The sequence below is a fragment of the Streptomyces roseoviridis genome (assembly GCF_039535235.1).
Classification (GTDB): Bacteria; Actinomycetota; Actinomycetes; order Streptomycetales; family Streptomycetaceae; genus Streptomyces; species Streptomyces roseoviridis.
Window position 1 is genome coordinate 6571413 of sequence record NZ_BAAAWU010000001.1, and the last position, 17511, is coordinate 6588923.

A 17511-nucleotide genomic window follows, 5' to 3' on the forward strand; every position below is an offset into this window, starting at 1 on the left:
TGACGAGGCGTCACGCGCCGCCCGTCACTGCCCGACGCGGCCCGGCTGGAGGACCTTGCTGAACAGCACCGTGCCCCCCTCGGCCCGCAGCCGGACCGTCAGTTCCCCGCTGTCGCCGTCGATGTCGACCTCGCCGAAGTACTGCGGGCTCTCCATCGGCGACACGTTGGCCCGCTCCGGTGCCCGCACGAAGACCCGCTCCGGGCCGAAGGTGCCGTCCAGCCGGCTGGCCGGGAAACCGCCCGCCGCCAGCGGCCCCGACACGAACTCCCAGAAGGGCGCGAAGTCCTGGAAGGCGGCGCGCTCCGGCGCGTAGTGCTGCGCCGAGGTGTGGTGGACGTCGGCGGTGAGCCACAGGGTGCCGGTGATCCGCCGGTGCTTGACGAACCGCAGCAGCTCGGCGATCTGCAGCTCGCGGCCGAGCGGTGCCCCCGGATCACCCTGCGCGATCGCCTCGAAGTCCGTCGACCCGTCCGGCACCACGAGCCCCAGCGGCAGGTCCGCGGCGAGCGCCTTCCACACCGCGCGCGACCGGGCCAGCTCCCGCTTCAGCCACTCCAACTGCTCGGCGCCCAGGATGCCGGTGCCGTCGTCGGCCTGCCGGCCCGGCGAGTTGGCGTTCCGGTACGCGCGCATGTCCAGCACGAAGACGTCCAGCAGCGGCCCGTAGCGCACCACGCGGTGCAGCCGGCCCTCGGTCCGGGTGCCGTCACCGCGCGCGTGCAGCGTGGACACCGGGACGTACTCGGCGAAGGCGCGCGAGGCGCGGGCCGCCAGGACGTCCACGTCCTTCTCGGTGTAGCGCGGATCGTCGAGGATCTGCCCCGGATACCAGTTGTTGCGGACCTCGTGGTCGTCCCACTGCACGATCGACGGCACCTGGGCGTTGAAGGCGCGCACGTTGTGGTCGAGCAGGTTGTAGCGGAAGTTGCCGCGGTACTCGTCCAGCGTCTCGGCCACCTTGGACTTCTCCGGCGTGGTGACGTTCCGCCAGACGCGGCCGTCCGGCAGCGTCACGCTGGGCTGGAGGACGCCGTCCGCGTAGACGGTGTCGCCGCTGCACAGGAAGAAGTCGGGGTCGAGCCGGCGCATCTCCTCGTACGCGCGGAAGCCGCCGATGTCCGGGTTGATGCCCCAGCCCTGCCCGGCGATGTCGCCGGACCACAGGAACCGCACGCCGTCCCGCCGCCGGGCGGGCGCCGTGCGGAACGTGCCGGTGACCGGCTCGCCGGTACGGCGCGGGTCGTCCGGATCGGACAGCGTGACCCGGTAGTGGACCTGCTCGCCGGGCGGCAGCCCGCGCAGCGCGGTGGTGCCGGTGAAGTCCGTTCCGGGCCCGAGGAGCGGACCGTGGTGGCGGCGGACCCGGCGAAACGTTTCGCTCGACGAGGTCTCCACGACCATCCGGGCCGGCCGGTCCGAGCGGACCCACACCAGGCCCGAGTGCGCGGTGACGTCGCCGGTCTGCACGCCCCAGGCGGCCGTCGGCCGCCCCGAGAGCGCGAACGCCGGACCGGCGGACGCCGAGCCGGCGAAGGCGCCCCCGCCGGCCGCGAGGGCGGCGGCGGGCACGGCGAGCGAACCGCGCAGCAGGGTACGGCGGGCGGGAGCGGGACCGGCGGTGGACGAGGACATGGAGGCGCCTCCAAGGCGTGGGCGGGGCGGGACCGACCCATGCCTAGCGCCCGGGAGAGGCGGGGAACCGAACCCCGCGTGAACAACGGCCCGGCCCGGCGCCGAAGCCGCGCCGACGGATGCCGTGTCGCCCATGTCGACGGATGCCGTGTCGCCCGCGCTGACGGATGCCATGTCGCTCCGTGACCCGGCACCCCGTGACGCCGTGCCCCGTGCCACGTGGCCCCGTGCCCGTGACCCGGCGCTCCGGCCCCCGTGCCACGTGACGCCGTGCCCGTGACCCGGCGCTCCGGCCCCCGTGCCACGTGACGCCGTGCACGTGACCGGCGCTCCGGCCCCCGTGCCACGGGACGCCGTGCACGTGACCGGCGCTCCGTACGTAGCGCCGCATACTCTCGCGCCGCGCACTCCCCGTACGCCTACGCCCCGCCTACGTCTGCGGCTCCGCCTCCGCGACCAGGCGCACCCCCAGGGCGATGTCCGCCGGCGGCAGGTGCGCGTAGCCGATCACCAGGCGGACCGCGCCGTCGCCGGGGCGGGCCGTGCCGTAGTCCTCCAGCGGGTGCAGCGCCACGCCCGCGGCCAGGGCGCGCTCCAGGAAGCGGGCCGTGGGGCCGTGTTCGGCCGGCACGCGCGCGATGACGTGGAGTCCGGCGGCGATGCCGCTCACCTCCGTGCCGGGGAAGTGCCGCTCCAGGGCCGCCACCAGGGCGTCCCGGCGTTCCCGGTAGGCGCGTTGACAGCGGCGCAGCTGCCGGTCGTAGCCGCCGCTCGTCGCCCCGACCGCCCCCGGCCTTCCCGTCGCCGTCGGCGCGGACCACGGCTCCAAGTGGTCCCCGATGCCGCCCCGCAAGTGGACCTCAAAAGAAGGCGGTCCGGTTCCTAGCGTCGGGGGCATGAACGCGAACTCCCTGCGCGGCGCGCTCCTCGTGACCGTCGCCTACGCCCTCGTCGGCGCCTCCTTCACCGCCAACAGCCTGCTCGGCGACTACCCGTACGCGGGCGGGCAGGCCCTGCGCTACGGTGCCGCCTGTCTGCTCCTGCTGCCCCTGCTCGGCCGGGCCGGGCTCCGCCCGCTGCGCGCTCTGACCGCCCGGCACTGGCTCCGGCTCGCCCTGCTCGCCGCCGTCGGCATGGTCGGCTTCAACCTCGCCGTCCTGGCCGCCGAGCGCACCGCGGAGCCCGCCGTGCCCGGTGTCCTGGTCGGCTGCGCCCCCGTCGTGGTCGCCGTCCTGGTGCCACTGACGGAGGGCCGCAGGCCGACGAGGCCGGTGCTGTACGGGGCGGTGCTGGTCGCCGCCGGCGCCTTCACCGTGCAGGGCTGGGGCCGCACCGACGCGGCGGGGCTCGGCTGGTCGGTGGTGGCGCTCGCGGGCGAGGTCGGCTTCACCCTGCTCGCCGTGCCGGTGCTGCGGCCCCTGGGACCGAAGCTGCTGACGGCGGTCGTGTGCGGCGTGGCGGCCGTCGAGTCGGCGGTGCTGGGGCTCGTGGCCGACGGGTCCGCCGTGCTGCGGACGCCGACCGCGGTGGAGGCCGGTGCCCTGGTGTGGCAGGCGGCCCTCGCCACCGTCGTCGGATTCGTCCTCTTCTACATGGGTGCCCAGCGACTCGGCATGGAGCGGGCCACCCTGTTCACCGGCGCCATCCCGGTGGCCGCCGCGCTGACCGCCGTCGCGGTCGCGCACGGCTCCTTCGGTCTGCCGCAGGCGGCCGGCAGCCTCCTGGTGGGGGCCGGGGCGGTCCTGGGCTCGGGCCTGTTCGGCCCGAGGGCCGGCCGTGACTCAGCCGGCACCGCCGGAGCGGCCGGCGCTCCCGCCGCTGCCGGTGGTGCCGGCACTGCCGTCCAGGATCACCCGGGCCACCAGGGCCGGGTCGTCGTTCATGGGGACGTGGCCGCAGCCGGGCAGACGGACCAGGCGGGCGTCCGGCAGCGTGTGCTTGGCGCGCACGCCCTGACGGCGCAGCAGCAGCCGGTCCCGGGTGCCCCAGGCCACGGTCACCGGCACGGCGGGCACGTCATCGGCGAACAGCACGGTCCGGCCGGCGGCGAGGGTCTGGTGGAAGCCGGTCGCGCCGCGCAGGGCGAGCGTCTCGGCGACCGTGGCCTGCGGTGAGCGGCGCCCGGGGCGGGCGTAGATGGTGCTGGTCAGCGCGGTGCGGCCGGCCGCGCTGCGGGAGAGCCGCTCGATCAGCGGGACGGGCATCGCGAGCGCGGCGCCCCGCATGGCGCGCAGCGTCGTGAACGCGTACCGCCGCTCGGCCTGCGACCAGAACCCCGCGGGCGAGAGCGCCGTGACCGAGCGCACGAGCTTCTCGCGGCCGAGGCGCAGGGCGAGCAGCCCGCCGAGCGAGTTGCCCGCCACGTGCGGCCGTTCGATCCCGAGGGCCGCGCAGAACGCGCCCAGGACCGGCACCACGGTCTCCAGGTCGTAGGCCAGCGGCGCGAGCAGCGCCGGGGAGGCGCCGAAACCGGGCAGGTCGACGGCGACCACGTCCCGCTCGACGGCGAGGACGTCGAGCACGGGCTCCCACGCCTGCCAGTGGTGGCCTATCCCGTGGAGCAGCAGCAGCGGCTCACCCGCGCCCCGTCGCTCGTACGCCAGGGTGACCGTGCGGGGTCCGGCCAGGGACTCCACGGGGAACGAGATCTGTGCGGACATGGCTGCTCCCTGTCGTCTTGAGACACCCTGTCAGCAAGAATTACCGGTCGGTAGCCCCGAGTTCAAGACGTAGGTGCGCAACTGGACACGGACCGCCGTGTCGGATGGGATGGGGGAGTGCCGCCCGAGACGCCGACCGCCGCTCCGACCGATCCGCCCGCCCCTCCGAGCGGTCCTCCCGCCGCTCCGGACGGTCCTCCGGCCGACCCGGGCGATGCGGCCGTCCTTCCGAGTGGTCCTCCCGCCGTTCCGCGCGATGCGACCGCCGTCTTCGAGGAGCACCGCCCGCTGCTCACCGGGGTCGCCTACCGCATGCTCGGACGGGTCGCCGACGCCGAGGACGTCGTGCAGGAGGCATGGCTGCGCTGGTCCGCCGACGACCGCGGTGCCGTCCGGGAGCCCCGCGCCTTCCTCGTACGGATCACCACCCGGCTCGCCGTCGACCGGCTCCGCCAGGTCCAGTCCCGCCGCGAGTCGTACGTGGGCCCCTGGCTGCCCGAGCCGGTCGTCACCGACTTCGGGCCCTCGGTGCCCGACACCGCCGAACGCGTCCTGCTCTCCGACTCCGTCTCCCTCGCCCTCCTCGTCGTCCTCGAATCCCTCTCGCCCCTGGAGCGCGCGGTGTTCGTGCTGCGTGAGGCATTCGGCTTTCCCTACGCCGAGATCGCGGCCACCCTCGACCGCAGCGAGGCCGCCGTCCGGCAGCTCGCCGGCCGTGCCCGCAAGCACGTCGACGAGGGCCGCCCGCGCTACGACGTCGACCCCGTCCAGCGCCGCGACCTCACCGAGCGGTTCCTCGCCGCCGCCGCGAGCGGCGATCTGGAGGGACTGCTCGCCCTGCTCGCGCCCGACGTCCGGCTCGTCGGCGACAGCGGCGGCAAGGCCAAGGCCCCGCTGCGGATCATGGAGGACGCCGAGAAGATCGGCCGCTTCCTCGTCGCCGTCTCCCAGGGCACCGAGGACGTCTACGACGACCTGCGCTTCCAGGAGGTCAACGGCGGCCCCGCCCTGGTCGTCCGCGTCGGCGGCAGGGTCGACGCCGTCTTCCAGGTCGACGTCCGCGACGGACGGATCGCCTGCGTCTACATCGTGCGCAACCCCGACAAGCTCCGGAACCTCCGGAACCTTGCCCTCGGCTGACCCGCCCCGGGGGCGCCGAGCGCGGCAGCCCCGCCGAGGTGACCCGCGGGAGAAGGCCGGAAGATCGCGGGGAATCGGTCGCGTGACCGAAGGCTGACGGCGCCCCGTTCCTCCGCTCCCGGCCCTTCCGTGCCGTCAGACTCCTGACAGGCGACGCCCGGGTGGGGCGGTCGGGCGTACGGGCGATACGGGGTGGGCGTGACCGAGCACGGGAGGGGCGGCCGTGCCGTTCCGGGCGGGACGGCGCCGGGCGGGACGCTGTCGGGCGGGGCGGGTGCGAGTGTGGCGGACCACGGCGTCCCCGGCGCCCGCACGGCGACGGAGGATCCTCCCGGCGGGCCACGGCACGACGACGAGCAGCGGCGGGACGACGAGCAGCGGAGGGACGACGGCCCGACGCGTGCGGTGCCCCGGCACGTGGCCTGCGTGATGGACGGCAACGGCCGCTGGGCACAGCGGCGTTCGCTTCCCCGAACGGCGGGCCACCGGGCCGCGGAGACCTCGGTGATCGACGTGATCGAGGCGGCCCGGGCGGCCGGAGTCGAATGGCTCAGCCTGTACGCCTTCTCCACCGAGAACTGGAACCGTCCCGGCGCCGAGGTCGACGACCTGATGCGGCTGGTCCGCCGCGTCGTGCGCAGGCACGCGCCGCTGCTGCTCGCCCGGGGCATCCGCTGCCGCTTCCTCGGGGCGGCGGATCCGCGTATTCCCCCGGAACTGGCCCGGGACTTCGAGGACCTGGCGACGCTGACGGCCGACAACCGGAGAATGACGCTCACCGTCGCCTTCGACCACGGCGGGCGCCGGGACATCGTCGAGGCCGCCAGGTCGCTGATCCGCAGCGGGACGCCCGCCGACGAGGTGACCGAGCGGCTCTTCGCCGGCCATCTGCCCTTCCCCGACACCCCCGACGTCGACCTCGTCATCCGCACCTCCGGCGAGCAGCGCATCTCCAACTTCATGCTCTGGCAGGTCGCCTACGCCGAGTGGGTCTTCCCCGAGGTGCTCTGGCCGGACTTCCGGGCCCCCGACTTCCTCGCCTGCCTGCACACCTACCGGCGCCGTGACCGCCGCTTCGGCGGGGTGCCGCCCCAGAAGAACGGAGACCCGTCATGACGACCGGAACCACGGGAACGGCCGAAGAGGCGCACCTGTTCGGCGCGGAATCGCCGTTCCACGCCTTCTTCGACGACCCCCGCTGGGCGCTCGCCATGATCCGCGCCACCGTGCTGGAGGCCGCCCACCCCCAGATCGGTGCCGCCCTCGCCGACAACTCCACCTTCGTGGCCCACCCCTGGCGCCGACTGCGCAACACCTTCCTCAGCATGCGGCGGATGTTCGACGCCGACCCGGCGGTCCGCGAGCGGGAGGCCGCCCGGCTCAACAGGCTGCACGCCCGCATGAGCGGCTCCGACTCCCGCGGCCGCGCCTACGACGCGATGGACCGACCGACCCGCGCCTGGGTGGTCGCCACCCTCTTCGAGAGCGCCGTCACCATGTGCCGGCTGAGCGGGCAGCCGCTCGACCAGGACACCATGGAGCGCATGTACGCCGAGTACCGCGCGTTCCTCGCGGCGCTCGACGGCGACGCCGGGGAACTCCCCGAGGACGTGCACGCCTTCTGGCGGTACTTCGACGGGGTCGTCGAGGACGAGCTGGAGAACACCGAGGCGGCCCGCGTCATCCTCTACCGGCTCTTCGACCACCTGCCCGCCCCGGCCCTGCTCGACGGGGCGCCGGCCCTGTGGGCGGCCGGACGGGCCGTCGTCGGTCCGCTGCTCGGCGCGATCACCGTCGCCTCGCTCCCGGAGCCGTACCGCCGCAGGGCCGGCCTGCCCGAGATGCCCGGCGCCCAGACCGTCATGCAGGGCGCCTACCTCGCCGCCGGGCTCGCCCGCTTCCTGCCCGAAGGCTGGATCAACGCCGAAACCGTCATCGAGACCCTCTCCCTCTCGCCCGACAGCGACGACCCCCGGGCGCGGACCATGGCCGCCCTGCGCGCCCGCATGAAGCGGGCCTCCGCCCTCCTGCGCCTCCTGTCGCCGCTGACCGGCGACACCGGACCGGACCCGTTCACGGCCGCCCCGGCGGGCACGGCGGACAGGGCGGCGGCGACGGGGGAGGGCCGGCGCTCGGCGGAGGAGTTCTTCCGCCAGGTGCTGGACCAGACCGGCGACGGCCACCTCGACTGGCCCGACCTGGCCGCCATGGCACGCGAACTGGCCACCCGTCTCGATCTGGACGAGCCCGAGGAGACCAGGCTCTACGACGCCTTCGCCGCCTGGTGGCGCGAACTGCAGGCGGCCCTCGACGCGGACGGCGACGGCCGCGTCAGCGCCGCCGAGTACGCCGCCGCCGTGCCCTCCCTCGCCGGTCCCGCGCTCATCCGCGTCGCCGAGGTGCTCTTCGACGCCACCGACAAGGACGGCAGCGGAACCATCGACGCGGACGAATACCGGGGGCTCTTCCGCACCGCCTTCCACCGGGACCTGGCCACCGCCGACGGCGGTTACGGCCGCAGCGCCTTCGTGGGCGACTTCCTCTCCTTCATGTCGGGCCGCCGGGCGACCACGCCCTACGACCCGCTGCTCGCCGATGCGTAGGACCGGCGGGGCGCTGCCCGGCGCCGTGCCGCATCCGCGCGGCCGAGAGGGCGCGTTTCCCGGGCCGCTCGACGAAGGATTGGTCTTGACCAAGGGTGTGCCGCGCCTTATGGTCGCAGAGTTAGTGCAGGAACCTTTAATAAACAAGGGCGCGGAAAACGCCGCGGGACACGGCGAACGGCGGAGGATCAGGGTGGGGACCACGCAGCTGGAAACAGTGCCGGAGCCGAAGTACTGGCACCTCAAGACCGTGATCGGCGAAGCCCTCGACTCGGACTTCGCGGTCGGGGAGATCCTGCCCAACGAGCGTGAGCTGGCCGCCCGTTTCGGCGTCGCCCGCGCCACCCTCCGGCAGGCCCTGGAGCAGCTGGAGCTCGAAGGCCGCCTGCAGCGCCGCCGCGGCGTCGGCACCACCGTCGCCCCGCCCCGCGTCGGCGTCGACGTCTCCACCACCCAGCACAGCTGGCCCGGCGTGGGCGAGGACACCTGGCAGTCCGTCGACTCCGCCGACGACACCGCCCCCGCAGCCGTCGCCCGTCTCCTCGACATCGAGCCCACCGCGCGCGTGCACGTCGTGCGCCGGCTGCGCGTCACCGAGGGACAGCCCGTCGCGGCCGAACTGCTCTACGTGCCCGCCGGATCCGTGCCCGGCCTCGTCGAGGCCGACGCGTCCGGCGGACCGGCGCGCGCCCGCGCCGTCCTGCGCGAACTGCGGCAGCTGACCCTCGACGGCCAGGACCGCTCCGTCGAACTGGGCTCCGCCCGCGCCGACGACGCCCGGGAGCTGGACCGTCTGCCCGGCGCTCCGGTCCTCGTCGTCACCACCCGCTACCTCTCCGAGGGCCGCACCGCCGCCGTCTCGGTGGCCACCTACCGCGCCGACACCTGCCGGCTCACCTTCGGTGACTCCGGCGACCTGGCGATGGCATCCTGACCCGGACGGCCGCACGAGGCAACGGGGAAGGCCCCGGGCACCCGCCCGGGGCCTTCCCCATGTCCGGCGTCCGTTTCAGCGTCGGGCCTTCCCCCTGCCCGGCGGCCGTCTCAGCGTCGGGCCTTCCCCCTGCCCGGCGGCCGTTTCAGCGACGGGCCTTCCCCGTGTCCGGCGCCCGCACCGGCGGCGGGCCTCCGGCGTGACCGCCCGACCCGGCGTTGGGCCTCCGGCGTGACCGCCGACCCGGCGTCGGGCCTCCGGCGTGACCGCCCGCCCCAGCGACGGGCCGCCGGCGTGACCGGTCTTCCGCGTGCCCAGGAGCCGTTCCCGTCCCCGGGCCCGCCCTTCAGCGGCGGGCCGTCACCGTGCCCTCCACCGCGAACAGCTGCTCCTCCACGTGGTCCAGGGCCAGCCGCAGCGCCCCCGTGCCGACCGCCGCCTCGCCCAGCAGCGACAGCGCCACCCGTGGCGGACGCAGGCAGAAGCGGGCCAGTTCGTCGCGCAGCGGCTGCAGCACCCCGTCCAGGCCCGCCGCCCAGCCGCCGATCACGACCAGTTCCGGGTCGAGCGCGAGGACCAGCGCCGCCACGTCGTGCACCAGTCGCTGGATGAACCGGTCCACCGCCGCCCGCGCCTGCTCGTCACCGCCCCGCGCCAGCGCGAAGACCTCCGCCACCGCCTGCTCGTCCAGCGGGTGCAGCGGCTCGTCCGTCGTGGACAGCAGGTGCTCCGGGGTGACGCCCCGGCCGAGCAGGTGCAGCGCGCCGATCTCACCGGCCGCGCCTCCGTAGCCGCGGTGCAGCCGCCCGCCGATCAGCGACCCGGCCCCCGGGCTCAGACCGGCGAGCACGAACACGATGTCGTCGGAGTCGGTCGCCGCGCCCTTCCAGTGCTCCGCGACCGCCGCCGCGTTGGCGTCGTTCTCCACGATCACCGGGCAGCGGAAGGAGCGGCGCAGCCGCTCGCCCAGCGCGAGGCCCGTCCAGCCGGGCAGCGCCGTGCCCAGACGGACCGTGCCGTCGGCCTCCACGATGCCTGGCGTGCCGACACCGACCGCCCGCAGGTTCGCCCGGGGCACCCCGGTCCGGCGCAGCACGTCGGCCACCACGGCCCGCACCCGGTCAAGCCGCTCGTCCGCCGGCGCGGCCTCCGAGACCTCGCGCGAACCCGCGCCGATGATCCGACCGTCCAGGCCGGAGATCAGCGCGGCGACCCGGTGCGGCCCGATCTCGACGCCCAGCAGATGCCCCGCCTCGGCACGGAAGCGGAACCTCCGCGCCGGCCTGCCCTGCCGTCGGGTCTCGCCCTCCTCGGGCGCCGCCTCGACGACCAGACCGCCCTCGATGAGGCCCTCGGTCACTCCCTCGACCGTCGGCCGGGACAGGCCGGTGATCCGGGTCAGATCCGTGAGCGTGAGCGCGTCGGAGCTCCGCAGCGCATGGAGTACCACCGCGGAGTTGATCCGCCGCAGCAGCGACGGATCCCCGCCGGTCAGCCGCCCCACCGTTGCCTCCCAGCTCGTGCGCCTCTTTGGCCGGATGTTACTCAATGGGCCCGGGGGCGGCGAGCGCCCCCCGGCCGCCCCGCGCCCCGCACCGGCGGCCGGGAGGCCGGCGGGCACCTGACGGGGCACCAACTGTCAGTAGGGCCCGCTTTACTGGAACCATGACCCTGGCACGGCACGTCGCCACCCTCGACCTGCTGCGCGGACGCCCGTTCCGCGACGGCGGACACCATCTGGCCGAGTTAGCCGCCGCCGACGCCTCCGAGGAGCAGACGGAGGCGGAGCGGACGGCGCTCGCCGAGCTGCTCGCTGCCCGCTGGGGGCCGCCGGACCGCCTCGGCCTCGGCACGCTGCTGCTGCGCGCCGAGCGCGGTGAGCGCATACCCGCGCCCTGGGACCTGCTGAGCGAGACGGCCGCCGACATCGAGCTGTGGCGGGCGGACGGCCGTTGGATAGCGCTCGGAGTCGTGCGGGCCGCGGAGGACACGCACCGGATACTCGTCTGCGTCACCGCCGTCGACCCGCCCTGACCCCGGGTCCCGAGCGGCGGGACGCCCCTCAGGTTCCCTCGGCGGTGCGCCGGTCCGGCAGTCCGGCCGCCTCCCGGAGGCGGGCGAACTCCTCCGCCATCGTCGCCGCCGTCCAGTGTGCGTTCAGGCCGCTCGGATTGGGCAGCACCCAGATCCGGGTCGTGCCGTGCGGGCCCTCGACGGTCCGTTCCTGCGGCCCGACCACGGCCTTCTTCTCGCCGAAAGCCGTGCGGTACGCGGTGACGCCGACCACCGCGAGCCAGCGCGGCGCCAGCTGCCGCACCTTCTCGGTCAGGATCCGCCCGCCCTCCCGGTACTCCTCGGCGGTCAGCTCGTCCGCCCGCGCGGTCGCCCTGGCCACCACGTTGGTGATGCCGAGGCCGTACGAGGGCAGCTCGGACTGCTCCGCCGGGGCGAGCCGCCGCGGCGTGAGGCCGGACAGGTGGAGCACCGGCCAGAAGCGGTTGCCGGGCCGGGCGAAGTGGTGGCCGGTGGCGGCCGTCATCAGACCCGGGTTGATCCCGCACAGGAGGATGGAAAGGCCGCCCGTGACCACGTCGGGGACGACGCGGTCACGAGCGGCCTCGAGCTCCGCGGGGGAGAACCGGGTGCTCCCGGTCAGAGGATCGCCCCGGGGGTGTAGCCGGCGGCCTCCGGGTGCTGCTTGACGATCTCCTCGATGCGGGAGACGACGGCGGCGACCTGGTCGGCGGCGGCGCCGGTGAAGGAGAGCTTGTCGGCCATCAGCGCGTCCAGCTGCTCACGGTCCAGCGGGATCCGGTCGTCGGCGGCCAGCTTGTCCAGGAGCTCGTTGCGCTCGGCTCCCTGCTCGCGCATCGCGAGGGCGGAGGCCACCGCGTTCTCCTTGATGGCCTCGTGGGCGAGCTCACGGCCCACGCCGGCGCGGACGGCGCCCATCAGGACCTTGGTGGTGGCGAGGAAGGGGAGGTAGCGGTCGAGCTCGCGGGCGACGACCGCCGGGAAGGCACCGAACTCGTCCAGCACGGTGAGGAAGGTCTCGAGGAGGCCGTCCAGGGCGAAGAACGCGTCCGGCAGGGCCACCCGGCGGACGACCGAGCAGGAGACGTCGCCCTCGTTCCACTGGTCGCCCGCCAGCTCGCCGGTCATCGAGGCGTAGCCGCGCAGGATCACCATCAGGCCGTTGACGCGCTCGCAGGAGCGGGTGTTCATCTTGTGCGGCATGGCGGAGGAGCCGACCTGGCCGGGCTTGAAGCCCTCGGTGACCAGCTCGTGGCCCGCCATCAGGCGGATCGTCTTGGCGATCGAGGACGGTGCGGCGGCCAGCTGCACCAGGGTCGTCACCACGTCGTAGTCGAGCGAGCGCGGGTAGACCTGGCCGACCGACGTGAAGGCGTGCGCGAAGCCGAGGTGCCCGGCGATCCGCTGCTCCAGCTCCGCCAGCTTCGAGGCGTCGCCGCCGAGCAGGTCGAGCATGTCCTGGGCAGTGCCGACCGGGCCCTTGATGCCGCGCAGCGGGTAGCGGCCGAGGAGGTCCTCCAGGCGGGCGTAGGCCACGAGCAGCTCGTCGGCCGCGGTCGCGAACCGCTTGCCGAGGGTGGTGGCCTGGGCGGCCACGTTGTGGGAGCGGCCGGCCATGACCAGCTCCGCGTACTCGCCGGACAGCTTGCCGAGGCGGGCGAGGACGGCGACGGTGCGGTCCCGCATCAGCTCCAGGGACAGCCGGATCTGGAGCTGCTCGACGTTCTCGGTCAGGTCGCGCGAGGTCATGCCCTTGTGGACGTGCTCATGGCCGGCGAGGGCGTTGAACTCCTCGATCCGGGCCTTCACGTCGTGCCGGGTGACCTTCTCGCGCTCGGCGATGGAGCCGAGGTCGACCTGGTCGAGCACGCGCTCGTAGTCGGCGAGCGCCGCGTCGGGAACCTCGATCCCGAGGTCCTTCTGGGCACGCAGCACGGCGAGCCACAGCCGGCGCTCCAGCTTCACCTTCTGCTCGGGGGACCAGAGGACGGCGAGCTCCGCGGAGGCGTAGCGGCCGGCCAGGACGTTGGGGATGCGGGGCTTCGCAGTCGCAGCAGTCACGTGTCCAGAGTTTACTGGCGATTTCTGCAGGCCAGCGCCAGGGTCCGGCCTGGAGCTTGCTACGAGACGCGCGTCACCGCGGCTCGCGCGCGAGCGGCTCGTAGGGCAGCAGCTCCGGGCGCTTGGGGGCGCGCCCGTCGCCCGAGGAACGGCCGGTGAGCCGGCGGCCGATCCAGGGCACCAGGTGCTGCCGGGCGAACCGGGCGTCGGCGACCCTGCGGGTGGCCCAGCCCGGGGGCATCACCGCCGGGAGCGGGGCGCGCCAGTCCTCCTCGGGCGGCAGGCCCAGGGCCTGCCAGACCGCCTCGGCCACCCTGTGGTGACCCTCCGCCGTCAGGTGCAGCCGGTCCACGTCCCACAGGCGCGGGTCGCCGAGCACCGGAGCGCCGTACAGGTCCACCACCAGGGCGCCGTGCCGGGCCGCGAGCTCGTCCACGTGCGCGAAGAGCTCCTCCATGCGCGGCCGGAAGCGCTCCATGACCGGGCCGTTGCGGCCGGGGCTGCGCATGAGCACCAGCTGCCCGCAGGACGGGGCGAGCCGTTCGACGGCCTCGCCGAGCAGGCCCTTCACCCGGCCCATGTCGCACTTGGGGCGCAGGGTGTCGTTCAGTCCGCCGACCAGCGTGACGACATCGGCCTTCATGGCCGCCGCCGCGTCCACCTGTTCGTCGACGATCTGGCCGATCAGCTTTCCGCGCACGGCCAGGTTGGCGTAGCGGAAGCCGGGGGTGCGGGCGGCGAGCCGTCCCGCGAGGAGGTCGGCCCAGCCGCGGTACGAGCCGTCCGGGTTCAGGTCCGACATGCCCTCGGTGAAGCTGTCGCCCAGGGCGACGAGACTGGTGTAGGTGGCATTGATCTCCATGGCCCAGCGATCGTACCGTGCGGTATGCGCCGCTCGCCGACGGAGAGCGACGCGCACCGACCGACGGAGCGGGGCCCGGGACACGCACGGTGTCCCGGGCCCCGCTCCGTACGACCGGTCGTCACGGCGCCGACGGGCGCCCCACCAGTTCGCGCAGCACGTCCTCCATCGTCACCAGACCGGCCGGCTTGCCGTCCTCGTCGACGACCGCCGCCAGGTGGGTCCGGCTGCGGCGCATCGCCGTCAGCACGTCGTCCATCGGCGTCGCCGCCCGCACCCGCGCGATCGGCCGCATCGCCGACACCGGGAACGGCAGGTCGCGCGGGGTGACGTCCAGGGCGTCCTTCACGTGCAGGTAACCGAGGATCCGGCGGCCCGAGTCGATCACCGGGAAGCGGGAGAACCCGGTCCGCGCCGACAGCGCCTCCAGTTCCTCCGGGGTCGTCTCCACCCGCGCGTACACGACCTTCTCCACCGGCATCACGACGTCCCGCACCGGGCGCCGGCCCAGCTCCAGGGCGTCGTGCAGCCGCTCGGCCGCACGGTCGTCGAGCAGACCCGCGTCACCCGCGTCGGTGACCATCCGGGCCAGCTCGTCGTCCGAGAACGTCGCCGAGACCTCGTCCTTCGCCTCCACCCGCAGCAGCTTCAGGATGCCGTTGGCGAACGCGTTGATCGCGAAGATCACCGGACGCAGCGCCCGCGCGAGGGCCACCAGCGGCGGGCCGAGGAGCAGCGCCGAGCGGGTCGGCTCGGCCAGCGCGATGTTCTTCGGCACCATCTCGCCCAGCAGCATGTGCAGATACGTGGCGACCGTCAGGGCGATCACGAACGAGATCGGGTGCACCAGGCCGTGCGGCACGCCCACGGCGTCGAACACCGGCTCCAGCAGGTGCGCGATGGCCGGTTCGGCCACGATGCCGAGGACCAGGGTGCACAGCGTGATGCCGAGCTGGGCGGCGGCGAGCAGCGCCGAGACGTGCTGCAGACCCCACATGACGCTGCGCGCCCGGCGGTCACCGGACTCGGCGAGCGGCTCGATCTGGCTGCGGCGCACGGAAATCAGGGCGAACTCGGCGCCGACGAAGAAGGCGTTGACGACCAGGGTCGCCAGGCCGATCAGCAGTTGGATCGCGGTCATCGGCCGGCCTCCTCGTCCGTGTCGTCGAGGTGGGGGAGCGGGGCGTGCATCAGCACGCGGGCCGCCCGCCGCCCGGAGGCGTCCACCACTTCCAGGCGCCAGCCCGCCAGCTCCAGGGTGTCGCCGACGGCCGGGATCCGGCCGAGTTCGGTGGCGAGCACGCCCGCCAGCGTCTCGTACGGCCCCTCGGGCACCCGCAGGCCGACGGTCTCCAGCTGGTCGGTGCGGGCCGCGCCGTCCGCGGACCACAGCGCGCGGCCGTCGGCGTCCTCGCCCGCCGGCGCCAGGTCCGGCGTCTCGTGCGGATCGTGCTCGTCGCGGACCTCGCCGACGACCTCCTCGACGATGTCCTCCAGGGTCGCGACCCCGGCCGTGCCCCCGTACTCGTCGATGACGACGGCCATCGTCTGCTTGCCGGACAGCCGGTCGAGCAGCTTGTCCACGGTCAGGCTCTCGGGGACCAGCAGCGGCTCGCGCAGCATGTCGCCGATCCGGCGGCGGCGCCGTTCGTCGGCCGGTATCGCCAGGACGTCCTTGATGTGCGCGATGCCGACGACCGAGTCGAGGCTGCCGCGGTAGACGGGGAAGCGGCTCAGGCCGGTCGCGCGGGTCGCGTTGGCGACGTCCTCCGCGGTGGCCTGCACCTCCAGGGCGGTGACCTGGACGCGCGGCGTCATCACGTTCTCGGCGGTCAGCTCGGCCAGGTTCAGGGTGCGCACGAACAGCTCGGCGGTGTCCGCCTCCAGCGCGCCCTCCTTCGCGGAGTGCCGGGCCAGGGCGACCAGCTCCTGCGGGGAGCGGGCCGAGGCCAGCTCCTCGGTCGGCTCCATGCCGAGCCGGCGCAGGATCCGGTTCGCGGTGTTGTTGAGGTGGCTGATCAGCGGCTTGAACGCGGCGGTGAAGATCCGCTGCGGCGTGCCCACGACCTTGGCCATCGCCAGCGGCGAGGAGATCGCCCAGTTCTTGGGGACCAGCTCGCCCACCACCATCAGGACGACGGTGGACAGGGCGGTGCCGATCACCAGGGCCACGGAGGAGGCGACGCCGGCGGACAGCCCGAGGTCGGTGAGCGGGCCGCGGATCAGCTTGGCGATCGACGGCTCGGAGAGCATGCCGACGATCAGGTTGGTCACGGTGATGCCGAGCTGGGCGCCGGAGAGCTGGAACGTGAGCGACTTGACGGCCTTGAGGGCGCCGGCCGCGCCGCGCTCGCCGCGCTCCACGGCCTTCTCGAGCTCGGAGCGCTCGACGGTGGTCAGCGAGAACTCGGCCGCGACGAAAGCGCCGCAGGCGAGCGAGAGCAGCAGTGCCACCAGGAGCAGCAGTACCTCGGTCATCGGTTCACCTCCGTCCCTCGACGTGTCCCATGATCAGTCAGGGGAGGGAGGACCGCGCGATGTCGGCTGCGGGAGGGGCTACTGGGAGGCTCGCCCATGGGCGGACGCTCACACCTTTCGGGAGTTCCGGAATGCGACCGGGTGATCACTTACCCTGATCGCTTGCCCGTCCATCGTAAAGGACCGGCAAAGTGGAGAGGCGGTCAGGAGCCGGCAGGGGCCCCGAGCGGCTTCACCCAGCGCGTCCACGCCTCCTCGGGCACGTACGCCGCAGCCCGCCACGCGGTCCGGCCCAGCTCGTTGCGGTCGAGCACCATCGCGTCCGCGCGCCGGCCCCCGAGCCGTACGAAACGTTCCTCCGCCGCGGCGAGCAACGCGCCACCGATGCCGCGCCGCCGCTGCCCCGGGTGGACGGCGAGCCGGTACAGATGACAGCGCCACCCGTCGAACCCGGCGATCACCGTCCCGACCAGCTCGCCCGCCCGCTCCGCGAGCAGCAGGGCCTCCGGGTCGCGCTCGACGAGCGTCGCCACTCCGGCGTGGTCGTCGCTGATGCTGGCGCCCTCGGCCGCCGCCTTCCAGAAGGCGAGCACGGCGTCGATGTCGGCCGCCACCGCGGCCCGTATCCGAAGATCGTCCATGGCCGTCATCCCACCATCGGCGGCCCCGGCCCGTCGACCGCGTTCCACCACGCGGGACGGGTGCGTCGGGGGCGGGACGGCGGGGCGCGGGGCGGCGTCCCCACGGGCCTGCCTAGCCCGTCACGAAACAGAACTCGTTGCCCTCCGGATCGCACATCACCTGGAACGACCCCTGCTCGTCCGTCACGATCCCGCCCGACCGGCGCGCCCCCAGCGGCAGCGCCTCCTCGGCGGCCGCGGCCGGATCGGCGACCTCCAGGTCCAGATGGACCCGGTTCTTCACCGCCTTGCCCTCCGGCACCTTCTGGAACGCCACCCGCACGAACTCCGGCGGGTCCACATAGGACCAGTCGGGGCTCCGGTCGACCGGAGCCCCGCCGAGGAGCGCCGCCCAGAACCGCGCGAGCGCGGCCGGATCGGCGCAGTCGAAAACGATCTCCTGCACTCGGGTACGCATACGGTG

At 74.2% G+C, this 17511-nt stretch carries 15 protein-coding genes and 2 pseudogenes; 6 read left to right on the plus strand and 11 right to left on the minus strand.

All coding sequences use genetic code 11. From position 1 onward, the window contains the following. Window positions 1-24: 24 nt before the first annotated feature. Together ABD954_RS29715 and ABD954_RS29720 are read right to left on the minus strand one after the other, a co-directional pair. Entirely contained in the window at window positions 25-1635 is a 1611-nt protein-coding gene (locus tag ABD954_RS29715) for an alkaline phosphatase D family protein (protein ID WP_345490661.1), read from the minus strand. A gap of 430 nt (window positions 1636-2065) precedes the next feature. After that, window positions 2066-2404 (minus strand): annotated as a pseudogene (locus tag ABD954_RS29720) (MocR-like pyridoxine biosynthesis transcription factor PdxR); the annotation flags it as partial. Between the two features lie 127 nt (window positions 2405-2531). Here ABD954_RS29720 and ABD954_RS29725 point away from each other — a divergent pair. Then, a pseudogene (locus tag ABD954_RS29725) lies at window positions 2532-3368 on the plus strand (EamA family transporter); the annotation flags it as partial. A gap of 48 nt (window positions 3369-3416) precedes the next feature. On the opposite strand, the gene ABD954_RS29730 reads toward ABD954_RS29725, so the two are convergent. Next, window positions 3417-4295, minus strand: coding sequence for an alpha/beta fold hydrolase (locus ABD954_RS29730; protein ID WP_345490663.1), 879 nt, complete (start codon window positions 4293-4295; stop codon window positions 3417-3419). 117 nt (window positions 4296-4412) lie between these two features. Between ABD954_RS29730 and sigJ the strand changes: the two genes are divergently transcribed. From sigJ to ABD954_RS29750, 4 genes are all read left to right on the plus strand, one after another. Next, entirely contained in the window at window positions 4413-5435 is a 1023-nt protein-coding gene (gene sigJ / locus ABD954_RS29735) for an RNA polymerase sigma factor SigJ (RefSeq protein ID WP_345490665.1), read from the plus strand. 429 nt (window positions 5436-5864) lie between these two features. Further along, entirely contained in the window at window positions 5865-6551 is a 687-nt protein-coding gene (gene uppS / locus ABD954_RS29740; RefSeq protein ID WP_382745954.1) for a polyprenyl diphosphate synthase, read from the plus strand. After that, entirely contained in the window at window positions 6548-8038 is a 1491-nt protein-coding gene (locus ABD954_RS29745) for an oxygenase MpaB family protein (RefSeq protein ID WP_345490667.1), read from the plus strand. Before uppS ends, ABD954_RS29745 begins: the two co-directional genes overlap by 4 nt. 193 nt (window positions 8039-8231) lie before the next feature. After that, entirely contained in the window at window positions 8232-8972 is a 741-nt protein-coding gene (locus ABD954_RS29750; RefSeq protein ID WP_345492552.1) for a GntR family transcriptional regulator, read from the plus strand. A gap of 346 nt (window positions 8973-9318) precedes the next feature. Here the strand turns inward: ABD954_RS29750 and ABD954_RS29755 are convergent, their stop codons facing one another. Then, window positions 9319-10476: an ROK family transcriptional regulator gene (locus ABD954_RS29755; protein WP_345490669.1), complete on the minus strand. Its 1158-nt coding sequence runs from the start codon at window positions 10474-10476 to the stop codon at window positions 9319-9321. A gap of 161 nt (window positions 10477-10637) precedes the next feature. Here ABD954_RS29755 and ABD954_RS29760 point away from each other — a divergent pair, with 161 nt between their 5' ends. Further along, window positions 10638-11006, plus strand: coding sequence for a hypothetical protein (locus ABD954_RS29760; RefSeq protein WP_345490671.1), 369 nt, complete (start codon window positions 10638-10640; stop codon window positions 11004-11006). 28 nt (window positions 11007-11034) lie between these two features. Here ABD954_RS29760 and mug read toward each other — a convergent pair whose 3' ends face one another. The 7 genes from mug to ABD954_RS29795 all read right to left on the minus strand — a co-directional run bounded on the left by mug (window position 11035) and on the right by ABD954_RS29795 (window position 17505). After that, window positions 11035-11628: a G/U mismatch-specific DNA glycosylase gene (gene mug, locus ABD954_RS29765; RefSeq protein ID WP_345492554.1), complete on the minus strand. Its 594-nt coding sequence runs from the start codon at window positions 11626-11628 to the stop codon at window positions 11035-11037. Further along, window positions 11625-13067, minus strand: a complete 1443-nt coding sequence (purB, locus tag ABD954_RS29770) for an adenylosuccinate lyase (RefSeq protein ID WP_345490673.1) — start codon at window positions 13065-13067, stop codon at window positions 11625-11627. The genes mug and purB overlap by 4 nt, the downstream gene beginning before the upstream one ends. 73 nt (window positions 13068-13140) lie before the next feature. Continuing rightward, window positions 13141-13929 (minus strand): SGNH/GDSL hydrolase family protein, encoded by a 789-nt coding sequence (locus ABD954_RS29775; RefSeq protein WP_345490675.1) that lies wholly within the window; start codon window positions 13927-13929, stop codon window positions 13141-13143. A gap of 121 nt (window positions 13930-14050) precedes the next feature. Next, window positions 14051-15070, minus strand: coding sequence for a hemolysin family protein (locus tag ABD954_RS29780; protein ID WP_345490677.1), 1020 nt, complete (start codon window positions 15068-15070; stop codon window positions 14051-14053). Beyond that, entirely contained in the window at window positions 15067-16407 is a 1341-nt protein-coding gene (locus ABD954_RS29785) for a hemolysin family protein (RefSeq protein WP_345490679.1), read from the minus strand. The genes ABD954_RS29780 and ABD954_RS29785 overlap by 4 nt, the downstream gene beginning before the upstream one ends. Before the next feature lie 203 nt (window positions 16408-16610). Continuing rightward, complete coding sequence (locus ABD954_RS29790) at window positions 16611-17057, minus strand: GNAT family N-acetyltransferase (protein ID WP_345490681.1); 447 nt, start codon at window positions 17055-17057, stop codon at window positions 16611-16613. A gap of 103 nt (window positions 17058-17160) precedes the next feature. Beyond that, window positions 17161-17505, minus strand: coding sequence for a VOC family protein (locus ABD954_RS29795; RefSeq protein ID WP_345490683.1), 345 nt, complete (start codon window positions 17503-17505; stop codon window positions 17161-17163). Window positions 17506-17511 lie beyond the last annotated feature (6 nt).

Bases quoted from the DNA above. Each gene is read 5' to 3' on its own strand.
- ABD954_RS29715 (WP_345490661.1), bottom strand. From the start codon at position 1,635: ATGTCCTCGTCCACCGCCGGTCCCGCTCCCGCCCGCCGTACCCTGCTG.
- ABD954_RS29730 (WP_345490663.1), bottom strand. From the start codon at position 4,295: ATGTCCGCACAGATCTCGTTCCCCGTGGAGTCCCTGGCCGGACCCCGC.
- uppS (WP_382745954.1), top strand. From the start codon at position 5,865: ATGGACGGCAACGGCCGCTGGGCACAGCGGCGTTCGCTTCCCCGAACG.
- ABD954_RS29745 (WP_345490667.1), top strand. From the start codon at position 6,548: ATGACGACCGGAACCACGGGAACGGCCGAAGAGGCGCACCTGTTCGGC.
- ABD954_RS29760 (WP_345490671.1), top strand. From the start codon at position 10,638: ATGACCCTGGCACGGCACGTCGCCACCCTCGACCTGCTGCGCGGACGC.
- ABD954_RS29775 (WP_345490675.1), bottom strand. From the start codon at position 13,929: ATGGAGATCAATGCCACCTACACCAGTCTCGTCGCCCTGGGCGACAGC.
- ABD954_RS29780 (WP_345490677.1), bottom strand. From the start codon at position 15,070: ATGACCGCGATCCAACTGCTGATCGGCCTGGCGACCCTGGTCGTCAAC.
- ABD954_RS29785 (WP_345490679.1), bottom strand. From the start codon at position 16,407: ATGACCGAGGTACTGCTGCTCCTGGTGGCACTGCTGCTCTCGCTCGCC.
- ABD954_RS29790 (WP_345490681.1), bottom strand. From the start codon at position 17,057: ATGACGGCCATGGACGATCTTCGGATACGGGCCGCGGTGGCGGCCGAC.
- ABD954_RS29795 (WP_345490683.1), bottom strand. From the start codon at position 17,505: ATGCGTACCCGAGTGCAGGAGATCGTTTTCGACTGCGCCGATCCGGCC.